Origin of the sequence: Sphaerospermopsis sp. LEGE 00249 (assembly GCF_014299995.1) — a bacterium.
Classification (GTDB): Bacteria; Cyanobacteriota; Cyanobacteriia; order Cyanobacteriales; family Nostocaceae; genus Sphaerospermopsis; species Sphaerospermopsis kisseleviana.
This window is the reverse complement of record NZ_JACJUZ010000040.1, coordinates 14,939-33,715: the sequence shown is the minus strand read 5'-3', so window position 1 is coordinate 33,715 and position 18,777 is coordinate 14,939. Positions and strand designations below refer to the sequence as shown.

Below are 18,777 nucleotides of genomic sequence, written 5' to 3'. Positions count from 1 at the left end.
CTTCCATGCTGCTAGTCTGTACCCTATTCTACTATTAGCTTTTAATAGTTATTGTCAAGGTTGAATTGTGAAATATGTCAAATTCTCATATTACTGATATTGTTGTCATTGGTGCGGGTATATCTGGTTTAGTTTGCGCCCAGCGGTTACGTCAAGCTGGTTATGGGGTTTTAGTGGTGGAAAAATCTCGTGGTGTGGGGGGAAGAGTTGCTACACGGCGTTTGCAGGAAACTTGGGCGGATCATGGTGCTTGTTATCTCAAGCCAAAGGGTGAATTATTCACGAATTTTGTGGAATTATTGCAAAAACGGCAAATTCTGAAAATCTGGACAGATATAGTTTATGAATTTTCCATCACTGAAGGTATATCTCAACCAGCAAACTGTAGTCCGCGTTATGTTGCACCAGAGGGAATGAGCAGTATTGCTAAATTTCTCACTCCTGGTTTAGAGATTTTATTTAATCAGCGTGTGATCAAGATTAATCTTACCACAGAAAATGCTTGGTATCTTACTTTAGACAATAATGAACAATTAAACGCCAAGGCTTTAATAGTTGCTATTCCTGCACCCCAAGCTGGAGATTTATTAGCGCCTTTGGGTAAAAGTTTATTGGGTGCTGATTTTTTCGATAGTTTGCATTCTGTTGAGTTTTACCCTTGTATTAGTGTCATGGCGGGATTTTCCCCCAACTCTCAACCCTTACCCCATTGGAAAGCTTTAACCTTTAATGATCATACTGATTTAGCATGGATTGGATTCGATAGTAGCAAGCGTCACCAATCACAACCACCGCATTTTGTGTTACAAAGTAGCGCCAAGTTCGCTCAACAACATCTAGAAACCCAAGATTTACAACCTGTTGGTAATGATATGTTGCAAAAAGCAGCAGAAAATTTAGCACTTCCCTGGTTAGAAAATCCTCAATGGATGCAAGTACATCGTTGGCGTTATGCTTTTCCTCGTACTCCTTTAGATATACCTTGTTTATCTGCCAATACTCCTTTACCTTTAGTTTGTTGTGGTGATTGGTGTGGCGGAAATTTGGTAGAAGGAGCAATGGTTTCGGGATTAGCTGCTGCTGCTGAAATTGATCAGCAACTGCAACATCTATTGATGGAAGATGTGGACTTTTTAAGATTTTTTTAATATGTAAATTACACTTTAATTTTTCCCTCAGAATATAATTCTGGGGAAAGACAAAATAAGCCCACAGACGGGGGCATAATTAGGAGCAGCTTCATATAGAAATAATATCAGAGGTAATGTAAATCTTATTGTGAGTTTAACTTTACTTTCAGGTTAAGCATAATTAACAAAATTTTTTGTAAATAAAGGTAAATAAAATTGATCCCTAATAGTTTATGCTGCGTTTTGTGTAGTTTTTCACCAAAATAGCGTAAATATGAAATAATTATATTTGTATAGCTCTAACATCGGTAATTAAGCAGTAGCTGGATTCCTATTTGAAAATAACATCTTTAAATAGGTATAAATTACAACTAAATATCATCAACTTTGAATCATCTGATATCTTGCCAAGATTAAATCTTGAATTGGGGGTGTCGGGTATGGTGTGGGAAAGGGTGATCACTGCTTATCATTACCAAATTGCTATTGAGATAAATGTTTTGTTGCACCAATCATTTATTTGCATGGAAAAGGAGATAAGAACAAATGAAAACCGTAGTTAAGTTAACACAGCAATCTGTTATTAGTGAAATTGAAAGTGTTTTGCATACATACCCCTACCAACCTTATCAACAGGTTTTTGCAGTTCCTGATTTACGTCAAGAGCTAATTTCTTTTGTAATTGATCGTCTTCCTGGTGTTGATAGTCGAGTTTCTGAGAGTCAAATAGAGTTTGCTGAAAATCCCAAAGAGAGTTTTTTCAATCACAAGTTATCCCGTAATCCTTTAGAACAAAAATTACATCTACAAAACTTGATTCACCAAGGGATTTTTTCAATCATGCAAGCAAAAGCAGAGTTTATTAGTCAACACCTTTGTGAAACAATTCAACCAGGTTTTCAACCTTCTAACTGGTTTGGTTGATTGCTGTTAATTCCTCCACAACTTTCGACTATCATCAGATCCCTGACTTTTTCCAGAAGTCTGGGATCTAACTATTTCTTTGATGGAATTGATGACAATATTGGGTTTTCAGACTTGATTTTGGTTGTCAGAATCAGGATGTCCAGGATTTAAGGATTTTCAGGATGTTAAGATAAAAATGGATTGACAATTTGTAAGGTATTATTAATCATTAAACTATGCTGCATATCTTCTGAGTAAAGAATATTTGCTTTTCCTAAAATTGCACTAGCAACTATTAGACTATCCCAAAAAGAGAGAGAATAGTTATCACGTAATTTTGCTGCATATTGAATAGTTTCTAGGGAGACGGGTAAAATTTCACAACCTTGGGCAAATTCTTCTGTTAAAGTTTTAATTTGTGAGTTATCAAAACCTGCTTTGCGAATTAAATTTGCACAAACTTCATTAATAACTTGTGTGCTGATTAATAAATTTTCTTGACTGGTAATGGTTGTAGCTATTTGTTGCTTTTTTATGGCGTTGGAATCACTACTATTTAAGATAAAACGATAAAGCCAAATATTGGAATCAATAAAGTATTTTGTCATATTACCACCGTTCATTTGCTTCTTCTCTAGTCAGTGGTTGAAAATTAGCAATTTTGATCGGGTTTGTGGTTAAGTTACTAATTATTCCTGTTGCTGGGAATTGTTTCTTTTTGGGGATAGGTTGTAAAATCACAATTTCGACTATTTCCGCGCTGTTTATTTCTTCTTGATATTCCAGGGGAATTTCGATTTTCCCGTGATTTACTTTTGCTTGGAAGTGTATGTTTGTGGTCATAATTGGTGGTTCTTGATATCTATTGGTTAACTAATTATAGCATATTGTCAGAATCAGGATGTCCAGGATTTAAGGATTTACAGGATGGGTTTATTTGTGAGAATGAGACCTTAAGCTATCACTTTTCCTTCCTATTCACCATATCAGCTATTGAAGAATATTTTTAATTTGTTCTATGGTATATGGTGGATTTTTCCGATGTATCATAGCATGACAATTAGGACATACTGGACGTAAATCTTTAATTGGATCAACTCCGTATTCTTGATTAATTTTAGATAAAGGAATTAAATGATGAACATGAATAAAATCTTTACCCATTTCACCATAAATTTTTTCAAAGTTAAACCCACATACATAACAATTTGTACCATAATATTCAATACATATTTTTCGAGCTTCATTATTTCTTTCATAAGCATTAACTGTTACTTGTCTAACAGATCCTTCTGTTAAAATTTGTGTGTCGTTTACTTCATCAGGAAATAGTGTGATATTATCTATTTCACTGGTTAATTGATCAGAATCAAAAAAGTATTTAAAATCTTGTTTTGGATTACTTAAAATTTTACATACTAACTCATATAATTCATTTTCAGAATATGTTTTAAATCCATTAAAAATTTCTTTTTCAACACGCCATAAATCTCTCTGCCACCAACCTTTACGATTATTTTCATGATAAGGATCAAAAGCGTCTCTAAAATTTTTCAATGTATTAGGTGGAATTTCAAATATGGATGATATTTTTATATGTGTTTCCCCTTGATTTCCAAAACCTAATTTGGTATAAGCATCTTTATCAAATCTCGAAAGATAATAACTTACTATGTAAGCATAGGGACAATTACAGTTACTAAATGAATCTATCAGGCTATTCCAATTATCAGGTTTTCTCATAATTCACCACTTATTTTAAATATTAAAAATATTCTGTGTAACTATTATAACCTACATTATTAAACCTAAGCCACAGCAAAATCTGTAAACTTCCGAGTTTCCGGATCATGAAAAGCTAAAACAATATCTTCCTTTGGTACACCTTCGGTTAATAACTCATTTGCAATACCTTCTTCTGTCCAATCTTCCTCAATGTAAATTTTCTCATTTTTAATTCTCACATAAACAGTAATACCTCTAATTTTATGATCATTCTGCCAACCTGTTTGAAACCAAAGATATTGATCTCTTTGTTCATCAAATGCTAATATACTATCAACACCTTCAGGATTAGGTGTTTGTGATGCTAATTGTTCATATTCTGTGAGAATTTTCTTGATCACATTGCGATATAGATTTAATTTATCCATTGAATTATTTCCTCCTTATTCAAATCAACAACTATTAATCTTAAACCATTTTCTTCTATGATAAACGAAATCGCTTTTTGCAGAAAGAAAGATTTATAAATACTACGACTTACTCCTACATAAATTTTAGCTTCAGGAAGAATGACTTTTAATAAGGTACGATAAATAATATATTGCCCTAAAGCTGTTTCAAATTCACGCATGGGTGAACGACTGATAAAACTCTTCACTTCCACAATAATTTGTTGTCCATTACGTTCAATTTCTAAAGTTCTATCAGCTAATAAGTCGGCAAATAATTGGATCTCCTCATATTTAATAGTATAAGGATCACGAATAATCATCCAACCATCTTTGATTAAGGCATTTTTAATTGCTTCATGGTAGGTATCCCTGGCTGACATAAAAGTTAAATTTAGTAAAATTTTAATAATCTGATTATAAACTATAAACTGTTTATATCTGACAAATTCGTTTACCAGTAACTCCTGTAACATTTCCTTTACAATAAAATAAAGAAAACAAGACATTGAGAGGAGAAAAGCTAAATCATGTTAGCAGAATATCAACAACATACCCAAGAACGCGCCCAAATTGGTATTCCCCCCTTACCATTAGATGCAAAACAAACATCAGAATTATGTGAATTACTCAAAAATCCCCCCCAAGGACAAGAAGAGTTATTATTACATTTATTACGCGATCGCATACCCCCCGGAGTAGATCAAGCTGCTTACGTTAAAGCTGGTTTTCTCACTGCTATTGCTAAAGGAGAAATTACCAGTCCTTTAATTTCTGCTATCGAAGCAGTAGAATTACTAGGTACAATGGTAGGCGGTTATAACGTACAATCACTGATTAATTTACTTTCTTCCCCTGTAGCAGAAAACGCTGCCACCGCATTAAGCAAAATTCTCTTAGTTTATGATGCGTTTCACGATGTTTTAGAACTTTCTAAAACCAACAAATTCGCTAAAAAAGTGGTAGACTCTTGGGCAGCAGCAGAATGGTTTACTGTGCGTCCCACACTTCCCGAAGCTATCACCGTTACCGTTTTCAAAGTTCCTGGAGAAACCAACACCGACGACTTATCACCCGCAACTCACGCTACCACCCGTCCTGATATTCCCCTTCATGCTTTAGCAATGTTAGAAACCCGTCAACCGGGAAGTTTAGACACCATTGCAGACTTGAAGAAAAAAGGACATCCTGTAGCTTACGTCGGTGATGTTGTCGGTACAGGTTCATCTCGTAAGTCAGCAATCAATTCTGTATTATGGCATTTAGGTAATGATATTCCCTTCGTTCCCAATAAACGCGCCGGTGGTTACGTTTTAGGTAGTGCGATCGCACCTATCTTTTTTAACACAGCCGAAGATGCAGGTGCATTACCCATACAATGCGATGTCACCAAAATGGAAACCGGTGACGTGATCACAATTTACCCCTACAAAGGTGAAATTACCAACGCTGCGGGAGAAGTTATTTCCACCTTCACCCTTAAACCTGATACCATTTTAGATGAAGTTCGCGCCGGTGGACGTATCCCCCTATTAATTGGACGTACCCTCACCGACAAAACCCGTCAAGCATTAGGTTTAGAACCCAGCAATTTATTTATCCGTCCTCAACAACCCAAGGATACTGGAAAAGGCTTCTCATTAGCGCAAAAAATGGTCGGGAAGGCGTGCGGTTTACCCGGTGTACGTCCCGGTACTTCTTGCGAACCCATCATGACTACAGTGGGTTCTCAGGACACTACAGGACCCATGACCAGAGATGAGTTAAAAGAACTTGCTTGTTTAGGTTTCAGTGCAGACTTAGTAATGCAGAGTTTCTGCCATACCGCAGCATATCCCAAACCAGTGGATATTAAAACCCACCAAGAACTACCAGACTTCATTTCCTCCCGTGGTGGTGTAGCGTTGCGTCCTGGGGATGGTATCATTCACTCCTGGTTAAACCGGATGTTGTTACCCGACACCGTGGGAACAGGTGGAGACTCCCACACCCGCTTCCCCTTGGGAATATCCTTTCCTGCGGGTTCTGGGTTAGTTGCGTTTGCGGGTGCATTGGGTGTAATGCCTTTAGATATGCCAGAATCAGTTTTGGTAAGATTTAAAGGAGAATTGCAACCAGGAATAACTTTGAGAGATATTGTTAACGCTATTCCTTATGTTGCCATCCAAAAAGGATTATTAACCGTCGAGAAAAAGAACAAGAAAAATGTTTTTTCTGGACGGATCATGGAAATTGAAGGTTTACCCAATTTAAAAGTAGAACAAGCATTTGAATTAACAGATGCTTCCGCAGAACGTTCTTGTGCTGGATGTACAATTAAATTGAGTGAAGAAACCATTGCCGAATATTTGCGGTCAAATATTGCCCTGTTAAAAAATATGGTAGCACGGGGTTATTCTGATGCGCGAACCATCATGAGAAGAGTAGCAAAAATGGAAGCATGGTTAGCCAACCCGCAGTTAATGTCAGCCGATAGAGATGCGGAATATGCAGAAATAATTGAGATTGATTTAAACGAGATCAAAGAACCAATTGTTGCTGCTCCCAATGACCCCGATAATGTTAAATTATTATCGGAAGTTGCGAATGATCCAGTACAGGAAGTTTTCGTAGGTTCTTGTATGACAAATATCGGTCATTATCGGGCAACTGCCAAGGTTTTAGAAGGTGCAGGTGAGGTAAAAGCAAGGTTATGGATCGCACCACCTACAAGAATGGATGAACACCAATTAAAGGTAGAAGGTGTGTATGATGTTTTCGTAGGTGCAAAAGCGAGAACTGAGATTCCTGGATGCAGTTTGTGTATGGGAAATCAGGCGAGAGTGGAAGATAATACTACTGTGTTTTCTACCTCTACTCGTAACTTCAATAATCGCATGGGAAATGGCGCACAAGTGTATTTAGGATCGGCAGAATTAGCGGCAGTTTGTGCGTTGTTGGGAAGACTTCCTAATGTGCAGGAATATTTGGATATTGTGGGTGAGAAAATCCATCCTTTTGCGGATAATTTGTATCGTTATTTGAATTTTGATCAAATTGTTGGTTTTGAGGATGAAGGTAGGGTGATTAGTAAGGAGGAACAGGCAGCTTTGGTATAATATAGTTGAGGGTGGGTCTGGATGGACTCACCTGAAATGTTATAATTTATGTTATGTGGGGAAGAGTAAATGATCTTAAACTAGGGAGAAAAATGGCAAAGGATATCTACCATGATGCGGTTAAAAATGCTTTAATTAAAGATGGTTGGAGAATTTTAGCCGATTCTTATTTTTTACAATACGAAGATGCCCAACTTTATGCTGATCTACTTGCGGAGAAAACGTTATTAGCTGAACAAAATAATCGTACCATTGTTGTAGAAATAAAAAGTTTTATTAATCCTTCTCCGATGAGGGATTTTGAATTGGCATTAGGACAATATATTGTATATCGTGATATTTTAGATTTATCTGAAAAACATTATGCAATTTATTTAGCTGTCAAAGATACGGTATTTGAGACCTTTTTTCAAAGGAAATCAGTTAAAGCTATTGTTAAACGCCATCAGGTAGAGTTTATTGTTTTTAATAACGAACAGGAGGAAATTGTATCATGGATAAGCTCACAAGATATGGAGAAATAATCAAAAAAATCTTAACAGAATATTATCAAATTGTTGAAAAAGCTCCTGATTTTCACCCGGAAAATTGTTTAATTTTTGATGACAATAATCATCATTATTTTTGGCGTAGTATTGATTGGGTTAACAAAAAAAGAGTTAATAATACTCATGTTTATGTTCGTATTAAAAATCAGAAGATTTACATTGAGGAAGATTGGACTGAGGAAGGAATAGCAACGGAGTTATTAAGGGAAGGTGTACCAAAAGAGGATATTGTTTTAGCTTTTCATGATCCTGAAACTCGGAAGTTTACAGAGTTTGCTGTGGCTTAGAGAGGTTTGGAGGGTTGCTGCTGGGTTATCACTGTGGAGAAAATACTTAAAATTGAAGATTTTCTGGTATAGTTGAATAGTGTGGAATTTAATGTTTCAACTTGATCAATAAATTCCAAACTCTTAATTACCCACACAATGATAAAAACACCCTAACTATGCAATCATTCCAACCTTTTGACTCATTTGATCCTCTTGAAGCAAAAACCGAAGCTGATGCAGAAGTAAAACTAAAATCCCTTAAAAATCAAATCAAAGGTATTTTAACATCCTATGCAGGATGGTACGATCCCTTTTCTGAAACTATTCAAAATTCTATGGACTCTGTAGAAAAACGTGCTACTAAAGAGGATAATTATATTCCAAAAATTTGGATCACCATTAATTTACAAAAAAATATACTAATGGTAACAGATAATGGAACAGGTTTAGATGAAAAACAATTCAAATCATTTTTAACTCCATTTTTTTCTTTTAAAAATAACAAAAATCGTGGACATAAAGGTGTTGGAGCGACTTATTTAGCCTATGGATTTAATTATATTCAACTGTGTACAAAAACTGCTAATTATAGTGCTGTTGGGAAAATGGTTAATGCAAGAGAGTGGGTAGATGATGATGATAATTCTTTAGGAAGACCTCAAGTAACTCCTGATAAAGAACCTTTAGATCCATACTTTAGAACAATTGTGGAAAATAATGATACAGGTGTTTCCATTTGTCTTGAATTTGATAAAAATACTTTTCCTAAAAACCTCACTTGGGTAGGAATGAAAGAAGCTAGTTCATGGCTAAAAGTTTTAAGACTTAAAACCGCATTAGGATCTATTAAACCCACTGAAAAATTAGAGGTTATTTTAGATGTATTTGATAAAAATGGAAAATTAACTAGAGAATCAATAACAAGTCCTACTTATCTATGGATTCATGAAACTACTCAGAAATCAAAATGTATTTGTTATGAAACCATACAGCAAAAGAAACAAGAATTACTAGATAGACATAAAGATTATAATGAATTACCTAAGACATTTATGAATAAGTCGGTTATTTATGGTGAGTGGAATTTTTCCTCATCTGATTCTCATAAGGAACTAAAACTAAAATTAGAAGAAGAGGAAAAAGAGCTTCTAGAAAAACATAAACCTTATGTGTATTGTGCTTATGTTTGGTCAGTGAATCATTGGAATAATTTTAGTCGTGATTTAAGCTATAGAATAGGAAATAAAGTTTTATCTGGTGGAATACAATTAGCATCAAATAATATGCCCCAAGGAGAAACAATTCAAATTCCGTTGGGACAAAATATTAGTCGTCAAAACAATGCTTTTGTTTTGATTCACTTTGAAAACTATACACCAGATTTAGGTAGAAAAAGCTATAAAAAACAATTGCAAGAACTCGCACAAAAAATTGCTTCTCGTTTGGTAGATGTTTTATTTAGGTATCATAAATGTTTAAAACCTACTGGCACTGGAAAAAGTAGAGAGGATATATTAATACAAAAAAGAATTGATGATTGGAAAAAGGAAATGGAAGAACATGAACAACAAAATCCATTAAATATAGTTAATAAAAACTTTTTCAACCCAACACAAGAAATTTCTATTACATCTATGCCATCTCGAGAACAAGATGTAATAGCACTCTTTAATCAGATGATTGCTGGTGGCGTTATTCGTGGTATCAAAATAATGGCAACGAATGAACGTTCTGATTATGATAGTTTATATAGGATAGTTATAGATAAAAATCATTTACATATTTATGATAAAAACGAAAATCCTTTAGGAGTTCAGGAGGAAAATTTAGAAAATTATGAATCTCAAAAAGTATTACCATTTCAGTCTGCACCTCAAGTTTTAGAGTACAAGTATTCATTAAATGGATTAATTGAGGATATAGAGACAGGAACAAAAAATTCCAAAGATATAAACTTGGTTGTAGTTTGGGAAACAGGAGAAGAGTGGCGGAAAAATTATCAAATTACAACTACACTACATGAAGACTATCTGGAGTATAGACCTTATCATGGTGTTACACATAGAATGTCTAATCTTGAAACACGTGGAGATAGCATGGATATAATTGTTTTACAAGAATTAATTGAGTATCTTAATGATCCTGAATATACTCAAGATAAACAACTTAAAAAATATGAAGATTATGAAGATTAATTAGTAATTTTTATTTTCAAAATCGCTTTTTACGTGATTACAGACAAGCGCACTCCTTTGTTTTGGAATAATGAGAAACGCGATCACGGTTTTTAGGGATGATGGAAGTGCGATCGCTGTTTGATGTAAGTGGGATGAGGAGCGATCGCTGTTTGGTGTAGGTAGGGAGAGAGAGCGATCGCTTTTTTTGTTATATGATTGACCTTAACGGGTGACAAGGGGGCTGAAGATGAGATGTGGCAATAATTTGAGAAAATAAGGAGGGAAAAAAATAGGGGCAAGGAAGCCCCCAAAACAACAAAATGTTACCACAATCATATCAAACAATTTTCCGAAAGCATTTAAGTGAACAGCAGTATCTGACACTAGAGATATTGTTGTTATTGATACAAGCTCATCGCCAAGTAAAACTGTCAAAATTGGCAAGTTTATTTCCCCAACCAATTCAATATGAAAGCAGGAAACGCAATCTACAAAGATTTTTAGCAATAGGGAAACTCTGCGTAAAATTATTATGGTTTCCGTTGATAAAATATTGGATTAGACAATCGTTAACACCAAAGCAACTGAATCGAGAACAGCGGCGTTATTTTCATAAAAAACAATATCAAAAATATGGTTATTGGATGGTAGCATTGGATAGAACACAGTGGAAGGGGCGAAACATATTTATGGTGACATTGGTATGGGGTACTCATGCCTTACCACTATATTGGGAAACATTAAATCATGTCGGAAATAGTAATTTACAAACCCAAAAAAGATTAATAAAAACGGCAATAAAGTTGTTAAAAAAATGTCGAATTGTGGTGTTAGCAGATAGAGAATTTCATAGTCCAAAACTTGCTAAATGGCTTGATGAGCAAGGAGTGTGCTTTGCTCTACGTCAGAAGAAAGACCTTCATTTTCAGGAAAACCCAGGACAAGAATATCAAGTGCTTAAAAACCAAGGATTTAAGCCAGGAATGTCGAAGTTTTATGAGGGAGTTAAATGTGGTAAAGGGGATGAATTAGGCTTATTTAATATTGCTGTTTATTGGAAGAGAAAATATCGTCAAAAAGGACCAAAAGAACCTTGGTATATTTTAACAAATCTGCCAACTCTGAAACAAACTTTATGTCTTTATAGATGCCGATGGGGAATTGAACAGTTCTTTAAAGATTGTAAAACAGGTGGCTATAATTTAGAGGACACTAAAGTGAATGAAACTCGTTTTTTAGCTTTAGTCTTATTGATTATTATTGCTTATAGTTTGGCCACTATGTACGGTCAGCGGATGAAAAAATTAGGTATAGAGATTTATGCCGGACGTATTCAACAACACTAGGATAAGTACCCACGTCAGAGTGATTTTGGCTTTGCTCTCTACGGACAATTATGGATTTATGGCATGGAATTATGGGCTGATTTAGCTCTGAACTTAATCGCTCTCAAGCCGCATAAACGCCTCTTTTTTCAACGTGGCTTTCAGGCTCTATCCCTTATGAAACAAGCTGTTTAGCCACCTTGTCACCCGTTAAGCAATAAAGGAGGACATAAATTTTTCCATGTTTCTACCGTCCACAGATGAAAATTATCACTTTTATCAATAAAAGCAACCAAAGGAGAAGTATCTATAATAATTTTCGATTTCATTATTTACCAAATCCTTGAAGATACTTCTTATTTGTAGATAAATCACCAATTCCACTATCTACAGATCCAGCCCATTCTTTAGCTAAATCATAAGCAGAAACTTCTTGATTTTCTGGTAATCTATTTTTTTTCTGTACATAAATTCTACAAAATCTAAAATAGTTTGTTGTTCTTCAATGGTTAGATTTCTAAATTTATCTAATAGGATATTTTCTTGAATTATATGTTGATCAATTGCTTGAGTCATAGTTTTTACCTTTGATTAATTTGACCTGACTATTTATACTCAACTATGTTGCTCATAATCTCAGGGTAGATACACGATTTTACCTTGTTATACCATAATTTAATTCTTTTTCGGAGATGTCTAAGGAATTAATCAGATTTTGAATGGAATTAGATATTTTTCTATCTTGATTCACTAATATGGTATTTTGTCAAGATAATTTAGATGCGTTTCCCCTGATCCGGCAACTGAACTAAATACGGTACAACAAATTACTTAGGAGCTTTTAAGAATTGATGAATTAATAAATAATTTAATGAGATAAAATGTAGAATATTCTTAGTTGAAAAAATCAAACAACATGAACTTTAAAGACATCAAATCTAGCAAACAAAAACTATTCACCATCATCAAATTTATCTCCATCCCCTTAATTACTGCGGGAATGGGATTAGAAATATGGAACATCGAAACAATCACAACTAGCCACCAATTACCAACTGTATTAAATCCCGTTTTAATCCTTGCTCACATTGCCCTAGCAGCGCATTTTATTGAAGGAATCATCGCCGCTATTTATGCACCTGCTAAAAATCACAACCCCATCAAATATGCAGTTTATACATTTTTTGTAGGAACAGTTGGGTTATTAGAATTGTGGGAAAATCGTGATCCTTAAAATTTGAGTATAACCATTTGGGAAGATGCCAATAAATTAAGGTATCATCTAGCTTGGGAAAGTCGCATCACGCCAAAATGACCATGACTTATCCCTGTGCCATTTCCATACCCGAACCCCAACCCCTACCAAAACCCGAACCACCCCCGCAACCAAACATTCCTCCTGCGTTCCCAGAACCAGTACCAGAACCCGTTCCCGGACCTATTCCCCAAACCATACCCCAACCCATACCGCAAACAGTACCCGGACCCATTCCCCAAACCATCCCGAAACCTGTTTGAATTATCCTATAATTGGAGTTCAACATCTAAAAATCTAAAATGCTAAGAGCCGGAATAGTCGGACTTCCCAACGTCGGAAAATCAACCTTATTTAACGCTGTAGTCGCTAACGCTAAAGCTGAAGCTGCTAACTTTCCTTTTTGTACCATTGAACCGAATGTTGGCATTGTCTCAGTACCAGATGACCGGTTAAATGTTCTCGCCAAACTTGCCAATTCTGAACAAATTATACCTGCGCGTGTGGAATTTGTGGATATTGCTGGTTTGGTAAAAGGTGCAAGTCAAGGTGAAGGTTTGGGAAATCAATTTTTATCCCACATCCGCGAAGTTGATGCCATAGTTCATGTTGTGCGTTGTTTTGAAAATGATGATATCATTCATGTTGCCGGTTCTGTGGACCCAGTGCGAGATATTGAAACTATTAATTTAGAACTGGGTTTATCAGATTTAGCGCAAATTGAAAAACGCATTGAACGCACTCGTAAACAAGCACGCACCAGTAAAGATGCACAATTTGAAATTACTGTTTTGGAAAAATTAGCAGCAGCTTTAAATGAAGGTAAATCAGTCCGTCAAGTAAGTTTAAATGAAGAAGAAGCAGCCATTATTAAGGGGTTAGGACTACTGACAAATAAACCCATTATTTACGCTGCTAATGTTTCTGAAGATGACTTAGCAACGGGTAATGAATTTGTAGAAAAAGTCCGAGAAGTTGCATCTACAGAAAATGCTCAAGTTGTCATAGTTTCTGCTCAAGTGGAAGCAGAATTAGTAGAATTACCAGAGGAAGATAAAGCCGATTTTCTCGAATCTTTAGGTGTAAAAGAAGGCGGTTTAAAATCTTTAATTCGTGCTACTTATACTCTGTTAGGTTTGCGGACATATTTTACTTCTGGACCTAAAGAAACCCGCGCTTGGACTATTAATGCTGGAATGTCTGCACCTCAAGCAGCAGGTGTGATTCACTCTGATTTTGAACGGGGTTTTATTCGTGCAGAAACCGTTGCTTATGATGATTTAGTCACTCATGGTTCAATGAATGCTGCAAAGGAAAAAGGTTTAGTGAGAAGTGAAGGAAAGGAATATATTGTTAAAGAAGGGGATGTAATGTTATTCCGATTTAATGTGTAGATAAAGAGGTGATAGGTGATAGGTGATAGGTGATAGATGAAATTCAGATCCCTGACTTCTCAAAATAGAATAATAAGAGAAGTCGGGGATCTCAATCTTCAAAATTAAAATTACGCATTATCAATTATCAATTATCAATTATCAATTATCAATTATCAATTATTTTACGCGATACTTCCCCGTTTTCTGGCTTCTTTGTAAGAAATACCAACATTTTTTATACCAGCTTTAATCATTTCCCTTTCTAAAAGCGCAAAGAAATGATTTTTATCGCCACCTCTGACTACAGCTTGATTATGCGCTTCCGCAATTGCCACAGGATAACCGTATCCTTTTTGTACTTGTGCTAACATTAAGCCTAATGCTTGATCTAACATTTGAGAACTATTTGCTACCCAAGCAGGAAACTCGATCCGGGAAATTTCCGTACCTACGTGAACATAACAAAAATAAATTGTTTGTTCTTCATAAAGTTGTAAAATCCTGTTATTACTGCGCCATAAGGGTCCCCTTTGTCCTGGTTTTAGCTGGGTTGTCCATAAAGTCGTATCTCGCAGGTTTTCAAATTTTCTACATGGTACATGATCTAGTTGATCTGGGCAATAACTGATACAGTCAGGGACGGGATAGGGACAAGCTAACAACCGTAAAAAGTTTGTAGATTCAAGATTACGGGCGGCGCTAAGATAACCAATGATGGGAATTTCGGCTTTTTGTAATTGTTGCCAAGCTGCTAAAATTGGGGGTAAGATGCGATCGCGTGCATCCATTGGTAATTGATCTAAAAACCAGTATATTAACGAACCATCCACCATTGCTAAAGCTGGAACTTCGGTTTTTACACTACAAGCTAATTCAGATAATACCGTAATTTCCGAAGCTGTACGGCGGTTACTCATCCATTCTTCGGTTCTTAAACCCCATTGACGAGCGATATACAAATCTTCTGGCTTATAAAATACTTCCGGTAAACTATCGAGAAGTGGGTGTTTATTTTGACCGTAATGTAAAACGACTCTGCCAATATTTAATAAGTAACAATAAGCAATTTCATGATGGTTAGGGGCAATTTGTGAACCATCGGTAGCGATGACAGTATGAACTTTAGGAGGAACAGGAATATCAATACAAGTTTCTAAAGGTTCGATGGGTGTAGCATTAGCAAAAAGAATGCGATCGCGCCATTTTTCTTGACGTTCCATTAACTCTTGTTGACATTTACAAGCTTGTTTTAAGTGTTCCTTTGCTAACTCTAAACGGCGGTTACTTTCAGCAACTTCTGCGGAAAGATGCTGACTTAAACCTTGCATTTGTCCCGCTAATTTTGTTAAATCAAGCATAATTGGTGATTGGTGATTGGTGATTGGTGATTGGTGATTGATGATTGGTAAGATTTATTTTTATTCCTGACTTCTGAACTACTATTATCTTCTTACTGTCACCTGTCACCTGATAATTAATATTTACCAATTATTTACCAATGAGAAAAATCTTGAGAAAAATCAGAAAGTGAAATTACCCGAATACGAGAATCATTTTGTCCTGCTTCCCGTTCTGGTTGAGTATTATAACCCCAATCTGCTAAAAATAGTTGCACATCCTTTAAATCAGATTGCTGTTTAACTAACTCTAAGGTTTTGAGTCTATCTTCCACAAACCATAAATTTTCATATTTAATTTTTTCCTGTGAAATTAATTCTCGTAAAGTCTCGTATTTTGGGCGTTTTACTTCCTTACCGAAAATCGCTGTATCTGGTAAATTAACCCCTTCTTGTTGTAACAACTGCTTAACAAAACGCCCTTCTTTTGTGGTGACAATAAATAATTGTACTCCACTTGCAAGAGTTAATTTTAATCTTTCTATCACCCCTGGATAGAACTTATGCAAACTTAACCAACCCTCTAAATCTGTTGCTATCCATTCATCCCGTAAACCATCTAGTTTTTTCATGATTTCTTTAGCTTCTAGATGATCTGCCGTTAAAATTGCTGGGGTAATTTTTAACCAATCTTGTAAAATTTCCTCATCAGTAAAACCATTAATTAAAGCTTTAATTAAAACAGGCATTTCCCAACCAGTTTCAATTACAGGACGTAAACGATAAAATCTTTGAGCTAAATTTTCTGATGATGTCTTCTTACTAGAAGACCAAATTTGACAATAAGTACGCCAAGCTACTTCAAAATATTCAATTAGTCCATCGCAAATCACTCCATCAAAGTCTAAGGCTAAAATTGCGGGATGTTTGACTGTCATGGTTTTAAGGATGAAAACTGCTGTTTTCAGCTTACCTGAATTGGCAATAATTTTTTGTATCAGTTATCAACAGGGAACAGCTATCCGTCAGCTTGTTACATGAAAACTTTGTACCTCCTGCTAACTAGACCTAACGCCCATTTAACCAATCTTAATTAATCAAACTGCATTTGTTTTTTCTTCCGTTTTACCATAAGCTTCACCCCTACAACTTATGACAAATTAATACATTCTATTTTGGAGAGGTCTATTGACATACCCCCCACCTTAGAAGGGCAAGGCTTTCGACCCATTTTTTTAGTAAAATGGGTATATCCGTAATTAAAACCTTATGCCTACAACAGCTGATTTTCTCCAATACACCCAATGGTCAGGAATTGCTACCATAGCGTTTGCAGTCCTGACAATTTTGGCTTTTATCCTCAAATGGGGTATACGCTTTCGGCTGGTGGGTACAACCGGCTTTATGATCGTGTTAACCGCAGGTTTATTTTCCCTGTCTTTAGTACCTCTGAGTCGGACAGTCATTCCCGGTGCTGTTAAATACACCCTAGTTTATGATAACGGTTCTAACCAGGCGGTAATTGCCACAACACCAGAAATTACCCCAGAAGAATTAGAAGCAACTTTACGCCAAGCTGCCAGTAATCTTTATTCCTATGGGCGCTTAGGTGCTGGCGGAAACAACCAACTGACAATTCGCGCCCGTACCATTATCCACCCAGAACCAGGAATATCTATACCAGTTTACTTGGGTAAGGTAGAACGAACTTTGGTAACTCGTGCAGATCCTGAAATGTCCGTAGAAGTTTACTTAGATAAATTTGCACAATTGCCAGAAGCTAAAGCTTAAAATGGTGATTGGTGATTGGTGATTAGGTGTGATCCTGACTGCACCAGCCTTTCACCAAACCAGAGATTTTTTTGTGACTTACAATACAATCAAGATTAATTTTATATTAAGATATTAAAACTTAGGAATTTTCCCTATTAGTAATAGCTTTCTATGGATGTCGCTACCAGAAACCTGAATCATTAGTCTGATTGTATGAAGAATATCAAGTTTTGACATATTATTTATGATACCTAATCAATCTCTTACTCCAGCCTTGTCTACTCAAACCGCTAGTACATTATTGACATTGACCATCGCTCCGGCTAAAGTCATTCGGGGTGGGGGTGTACTCCCTTCCGCAGTGGTGGAAATTACCCGTTTGGGAACTCGTCCTTTAATTGTCGCCGGAAATCGCACTCTCAGTATTTTTCAGGAAAGTTTACAACCGATTTTCCAAGCTGAAAATTTAGATACGGTTGCTAGTTCTTATGGTGCAGACTGCTGTGAAGCAACTTTAAAGGCTTTACGCAAAGCTGCAAAGGAACATAAAGCAGATATCATTATTGGTGTAGGTGGTGGTAAGGCTTTAGATACAGCTAAGTTAGTCGCCCATCAATTACAATTACCAATTGTCACAATTCCTACTTCGGCGGCTACCTGTGCAGCGTGGACGGCTTTATCTAATGTATATTCTGAATCAGGGGCGTTTTTGTATGATGTGGGTTTATGCCGTTGTCCTGATTTACTGATTTTGGATTATGATTTGATTCAAACTGCACCTCAAAGGACATTAGTTGCAGGTATTGGAGATGCGATCGCCAAATGGTACGAAGCGTCAGTAAGTAGTGGACATTTACAAGAAACTTTAATTATTGCCGCAGTCCAACAAGCAAGAGTTTTAAGAGATATTTTACTGCAAAAATCCGCCGCAGCTTTACAATCTCCTGGTAGTGAAGTATGGAGAGAAGTTGTAGATGCTACCGTATTATTAGCCGGTGTCATCGGTGGTTTAGGTGGCGCACAATGTCGTACAGTAGCTGCCCATGCAGTACATAATGGTTTAACCCATATCTGCGGACATGGTAGCATTCACGGCGAAAAAGTAGCTTATGGGATTTTAGTACAACTGCGATTGGAAGAAATGCTACAAAGTAATCAACTTGCAGATGCAGCAAGACAACAGTTATTAAAGTTTTATGCAGAGATTGGATTACCCAAAACATTAGCAGATTTGGGATTAGGAAATATTACCTTAACTGAATTGCAAACGTCCGCAGAAATTACTTTAGCACCAAATTCTGATATTCACAGATTACCTTTTCCCGTTGCTTTAGAACAGTTAATGGCCGCAATGGTTTCTACCACTGCACCAAATCAATTAAAAGTTAAAAATTAACAATAGGGAATAG

At 36.0% G+C, this 18,777-nt stretch carries 21 protein-coding genes and 1 pseudogene; 12 read left to right on the top strand and 10 right to left on the bottom strand.

Features of this window, described 5'->3' with window-relative positions; genetic code table 11:
• The first annotated feature begins 89 nt into the window (after positions 1 to 89).
• Positions 90 to 1,148 carry an NAD(P)/FAD-dependent oxidoreductase gene (locus tag H5968_RS14690; RefSeq protein ID WP_096572833.1) on the top strand — a complete coding sequence of 353 codons (1,059 nt, stop codon included), beginning with the start codon at positions 90 to 92 and terminating at the stop codon, positions 1,146 to 1,148.
• Positions 1,149 to 1,676: 528 nt separating this feature from the next.
• A complete protein-coding gene (locus H5968_RS14685) occupies positions 1,677 to 2,054 on the top strand; it encodes a hypothetical protein (RefSeq protein ID WP_096571731.1) in 378 nt (125 codons plus the stop codon).
• A gap of 167 nt (positions 2,055 to 2,221) precedes the next feature.
• Here H5968_RS14685 and H5968_RS14680 read toward each other — a convergent pair whose 3' ends face one another.
• The 5 genes from H5968_RS14680 to H5968_RS14660 all read right to left on the bottom strand — a co-directional run bounded on the left by H5968_RS14680 (position 2,222) and on the right by H5968_RS14660 (position 4,593).
• Positions 2,222 to 2,659, bottom strand: coding sequence for a PIN domain-containing protein (locus tag H5968_RS14680; RefSeq protein WP_187040546.1), 438 nt, complete (start codon positions 2,657 to 2,659; stop codon positions 2,222 to 2,224).
• Positions 2,646 to 2,879 (bottom strand): hypothetical protein, encoded by a 234-nt coding sequence (locus H5968_RS14675; RefSeq protein ID WP_187040545.1) that lies wholly within the window; start codon positions 2,877 to 2,879, stop codon positions 2,646 to 2,648. Before H5968_RS14675 ends, H5968_RS14680 begins: the two co-directional genes overlap by 14 nt.
• Positions 2,880 to 3,026: 147 nt before the next feature.
• Entirely contained in the window at positions 3,027 to 3,779 is a 753-nt protein-coding gene (locus tag H5968_RS14670) for an HNH endonuclease (protein ID WP_187040544.1), read from the bottom strand.
• A gap of 65 nt (positions 3,780 to 3,844) precedes the next feature.
• Positions 3,845 to 4,189, bottom strand: a complete 345-nt coding sequence (locus H5968_RS14665; RefSeq protein ID WP_187040543.1) for a XisI protein — start codon at positions 4,187 to 4,189, stop codon at positions 3,845 to 3,847.
• The gene (locus H5968_RS14660; RefSeq protein ID WP_187040565.1) at positions 4,177 to 4,593 is read right to left on the bottom strand and encodes a XisH family protein; all 417 of its coding nucleotides are present in this window, start codon (positions 4,591 to 4,593) and stop codon (positions 4,177 to 4,179) included. The genes H5968_RS14665 and H5968_RS14660 overlap by 13 nt, the downstream gene beginning before the upstream one ends.
• Before the next feature lie 147 nt (positions 4,594 to 4,740).
• Between H5968_RS14660 and acnB the strand changes: the two genes are divergently transcribed.
• The 4 genes from acnB to H5968_RS14640 all read left to right on the top strand — a co-directional run bounded on the left by acnB (position 4,741) and on the right by H5968_RS14640 (position 10,320).
• Complete coding sequence (gene acnB, locus H5968_RS14655; RefSeq protein WP_187040542.1) at positions 4,741 to 7,308, top strand: bifunctional aconitate hydratase 2/2-methylisocitrate dehydratase; 2,568 nt, start codon at positions 4,741 to 4,743, stop codon at positions 7,306 to 7,308.
• Between the two features lie 92 nt (positions 7,309 to 7,400).
• A complete protein-coding gene (locus H5968_RS14650) occupies positions 7,401 to 7,832 on the top strand; it encodes a XisH family protein (protein WP_187040541.1) in 432 nt (143 codons plus the stop codon).
• Positions 7,802 to 8,143, top strand: a complete 342-nt coding sequence (locus H5968_RS14645) for a XisI protein (protein WP_187040540.1) — start codon at positions 7,802 to 7,804, stop codon at positions 8,141 to 8,143. Before H5968_RS14650 ends, H5968_RS14645 begins: the two co-directional genes overlap by 31 nt.
• A gap of 158 nt (positions 8,144 to 8,301) precedes the next feature.
• Entirely contained in the window at positions 8,302 to 10,320 is a 2,019-nt protein-coding gene (locus H5968_RS14640) for an ATP-binding protein (protein WP_187040539.1), read from the top strand.
• 92 nt (positions 10,321 to 10,412) lie between these two features.
• Here the strand turns inward: H5968_RS14640 and H5968_RS25750 are convergent, their stop codons facing one another.
• A complete protein-coding gene (locus H5968_RS25750; protein ID WP_255427141.1) occupies positions 10,413 to 10,538 on the bottom strand; it encodes a hypothetical protein in 126 nt (41 codons plus the stop codon).
• An 84-nt stretch (positions 10,539 to 10,622) separates the two neighbouring features.
• On the opposite strand from H5968_RS25750, the pseudogene H5968_RS14635 reads away from it, so the two are divergent.
• Positions 10,623 to 11,822: pseudogene (locus H5968_RS14635) on the top strand (IS4 family transposase).
• An 8-nt stretch (positions 11,823 to 11,830) separates the two neighbouring features.
• Here the strand turns inward: H5968_RS14635 and H5968_RS25745 are convergent.
• A complete protein-coding gene (locus tag H5968_RS25745) occupies positions 11,831 to 11,956 on the bottom strand; it encodes a hypothetical protein (RefSeq protein ID WP_255427140.1) in 126 nt (41 codons plus the stop codon).
• Between the two features lie 82 nt (positions 11,957 to 12,038).
• Positions 12,039 to 12,203: a hypothetical protein gene (locus H5968_RS14625; RefSeq protein ID WP_228051600.1), complete on the bottom strand. Its 165-nt coding sequence runs from the start codon at positions 12,201 to 12,203 to the stop codon at positions 12,039 to 12,041.
• A gap of 340 nt (positions 12,204 to 12,543) precedes the next feature.
• Here H5968_RS14625 and H5968_RS14620 point away from each other — a divergent pair, with 340 nt between their 5' ends.
• The 3 genes from H5968_RS14620 to ychF all read left to right on the top strand — a co-directional run bounded on the left by H5968_RS14620 (position 12,544) and on the right by ychF (position 14,276).
• Positions 12,544 to 12,861, top strand: a complete 318-nt coding sequence (locus H5968_RS14620) for a hypothetical protein (RefSeq protein WP_096571749.1) — start codon at positions 12,544 to 12,546, stop codon at positions 12,859 to 12,861.
• 83 nt (positions 12,862 to 12,944) lie between these two features.
• Complete coding sequence (locus H5968_RS25740; protein ID WP_228051606.1) at positions 12,945 to 13,145, top strand: hypothetical protein; 201 nt, start codon at positions 12,945 to 12,947, stop codon at positions 13,143 to 13,145.
• A 39-nt stretch (positions 13,146 to 13,184) separates the two neighbouring features.
• Positions 13,185 to 14,276: a redox-regulated ATPase YchF gene (ychF, locus tag H5968_RS14610; protein ID WP_187040537.1), complete on the top strand. Its 1,092-nt coding sequence runs from the start codon at positions 13,185 to 13,187 to the stop codon at positions 14,274 to 14,276.
• Between the two features lie 164 nt (positions 14,277 to 14,440).
• Here ychF and H5968_RS14605 read toward each other — a convergent pair whose 3' ends face one another.
• A complete protein-coding gene (locus H5968_RS14605) occupies positions 14,441 to 15,616 on the bottom strand; it encodes a DNA double-strand break repair nuclease NurA (RefSeq protein ID WP_096571752.1) in 1,176 nt (391 codons plus the stop codon).
• 134 nt (positions 15,617 to 15,750) lie between these two features.
• The gene (locus H5968_RS14600) at positions 15,751 to 16,533 is read right to left on the bottom strand and encodes an HAD family hydrolase (protein WP_137666010.1); all 783 of its coding nucleotides are present in this window, start codon (positions 16,531 to 16,533) and stop codon (positions 15,751 to 15,753) included.
• Positions 16,534 to 16,864: 331 nt separating this feature from the next.
• Between H5968_RS14600 and H5968_RS14595 the strand changes: the two genes are divergently transcribed.
• Both H5968_RS14595 and H5968_RS14590 read left to right on the top strand, forming a co-directional pair.
• A complete protein-coding gene (locus H5968_RS14595) occupies positions 16,865 to 17,386 on the top strand; it encodes a Ycf51 family protein (RefSeq protein WP_096571754.1) in 522 nt (173 codons plus the stop codon).
• Between the two features lie 229 nt (positions 17,387 to 17,615).
• Complete coding sequence (locus H5968_RS14590; RefSeq protein ID WP_187040564.1) at positions 17,616 to 18,764, top strand: iron-containing alcohol dehydrogenase family protein; 1,149 nt, start codon at positions 17,616 to 17,618, stop codon at positions 18,762 to 18,764.
• Positions 18,765 to 18,777: the final 13 nt, after the last annotated feature.

Excerpts from the sequence above, each read along its gene's own strand:
- H5968_RS14685 (WP_096571731.1), top strand. The coding sequence starts at position 1,677 with ATGAAAACCGTAGTTAAGTTAACACAGCAATCTGTTATTAGTGAAATT.
- H5968_RS14680 (WP_187040546.1), bottom strand. The coding sequence starts at position 2,659 with ATGAACGGTGGTAATATGACAAAATACTTTATTGATTCCAATATTTGG.
- H5968_RS14675 (WP_187040545.1), bottom strand. The coding sequence starts at position 2,879 with ATGACCACAAACATACACTTCCAAGCAAAAGTAAATCACGGGAAAATC.
- H5968_RS14670 (WP_187040544.1), bottom strand. The coding sequence starts at position 3,779 with ATGAGAAAACCTGATAATTGGAATAGCCTGATAGATTCATTTAGTAAC.
- H5968_RS14665 (WP_187040543.1), bottom strand. The coding sequence starts at position 4,189 with ATGGATAAATTAAATCTATATCGCAATGTGATCAAGAAAATTCTCACA.
- H5968_RS14660 (WP_187040565.1), bottom strand. The coding sequence starts at position 4,593 with ATGTCAGCCAGGGATACCTACCATGAAGCAATTAAAAATGCCTTAATC.
- acnB (WP_187040542.1), top strand. The coding sequence starts at position 4,741 with ATGTTAGCAGAATATCAACAACATACCCAAGAACGCGCCCAAATTGGT.
- H5968_RS14650 (WP_187040541.1), top strand. The coding sequence starts at position 7,401 with ATGGCAAAGGATATCTACCATGATGCGGTTAAAAATGCTTTAATTAAA.
- H5968_RS14645 (WP_187040540.1), top strand. The coding sequence starts at position 7,802 with ATGGATAAGCTCACAAGATATGGAGAAATAATCAAAAAAATCTTAACA.
- H5968_RS14640 (WP_187040539.1), top strand. The coding sequence starts at position 8,302 with ATGCAATCATTCCAACCTTTTGACTCATTTGATCCTCTTGAAGCAAAA.
- H5968_RS25745 (WP_255427140.1), bottom strand. The coding sequence starts at position 11,956 with ATGAAATCGAAAATTATTATAGATACTTCTCCTTTGGTTGCTTTTATT.
- H5968_RS14625 (WP_228051600.1), bottom strand. The coding sequence starts at position 12,203 with ATGACTCAAGCAATTGATCAACATATAATTCAAGAAAATATCCTATTA.
- H5968_RS14620 (WP_096571749.1), top strand. The coding sequence starts at position 12,544 with ATGAACTTTAAAGACATCAAATCTAGCAAACAAAAACTATTCACCATC.
- H5968_RS25740 (WP_228051606.1), top strand. The coding sequence starts at position 12,945 with ATGACTTATCCCTGTGCCATTTCCATACCCGAACCCCAACCCCTACCA.
- ychF (WP_187040537.1), top strand. The coding sequence starts at position 13,185 with ATGCTAAGAGCCGGAATAGTCGGACTTCCCAACGTCGGAAAATCAACC.
- H5968_RS14605 (WP_096571752.1), bottom strand. The coding sequence starts at position 15,616 with ATGCTTGATTTAACAAAATTAGCGGGACAAATGCAAGGTTTAAGTCAG.
- H5968_RS14600 (WP_137666010.1), bottom strand. The coding sequence starts at position 16,533 with ATGACAGTCAAACATCCCGCAATTTTAGCCTTAGACTTTGATGGAGTG.
- H5968_RS14595 (WP_096571754.1), top strand. The coding sequence starts at position 16,865 with ATGCCTACAACAGCTGATTTTCTCCAATACACCCAATGGTCAGGAATT.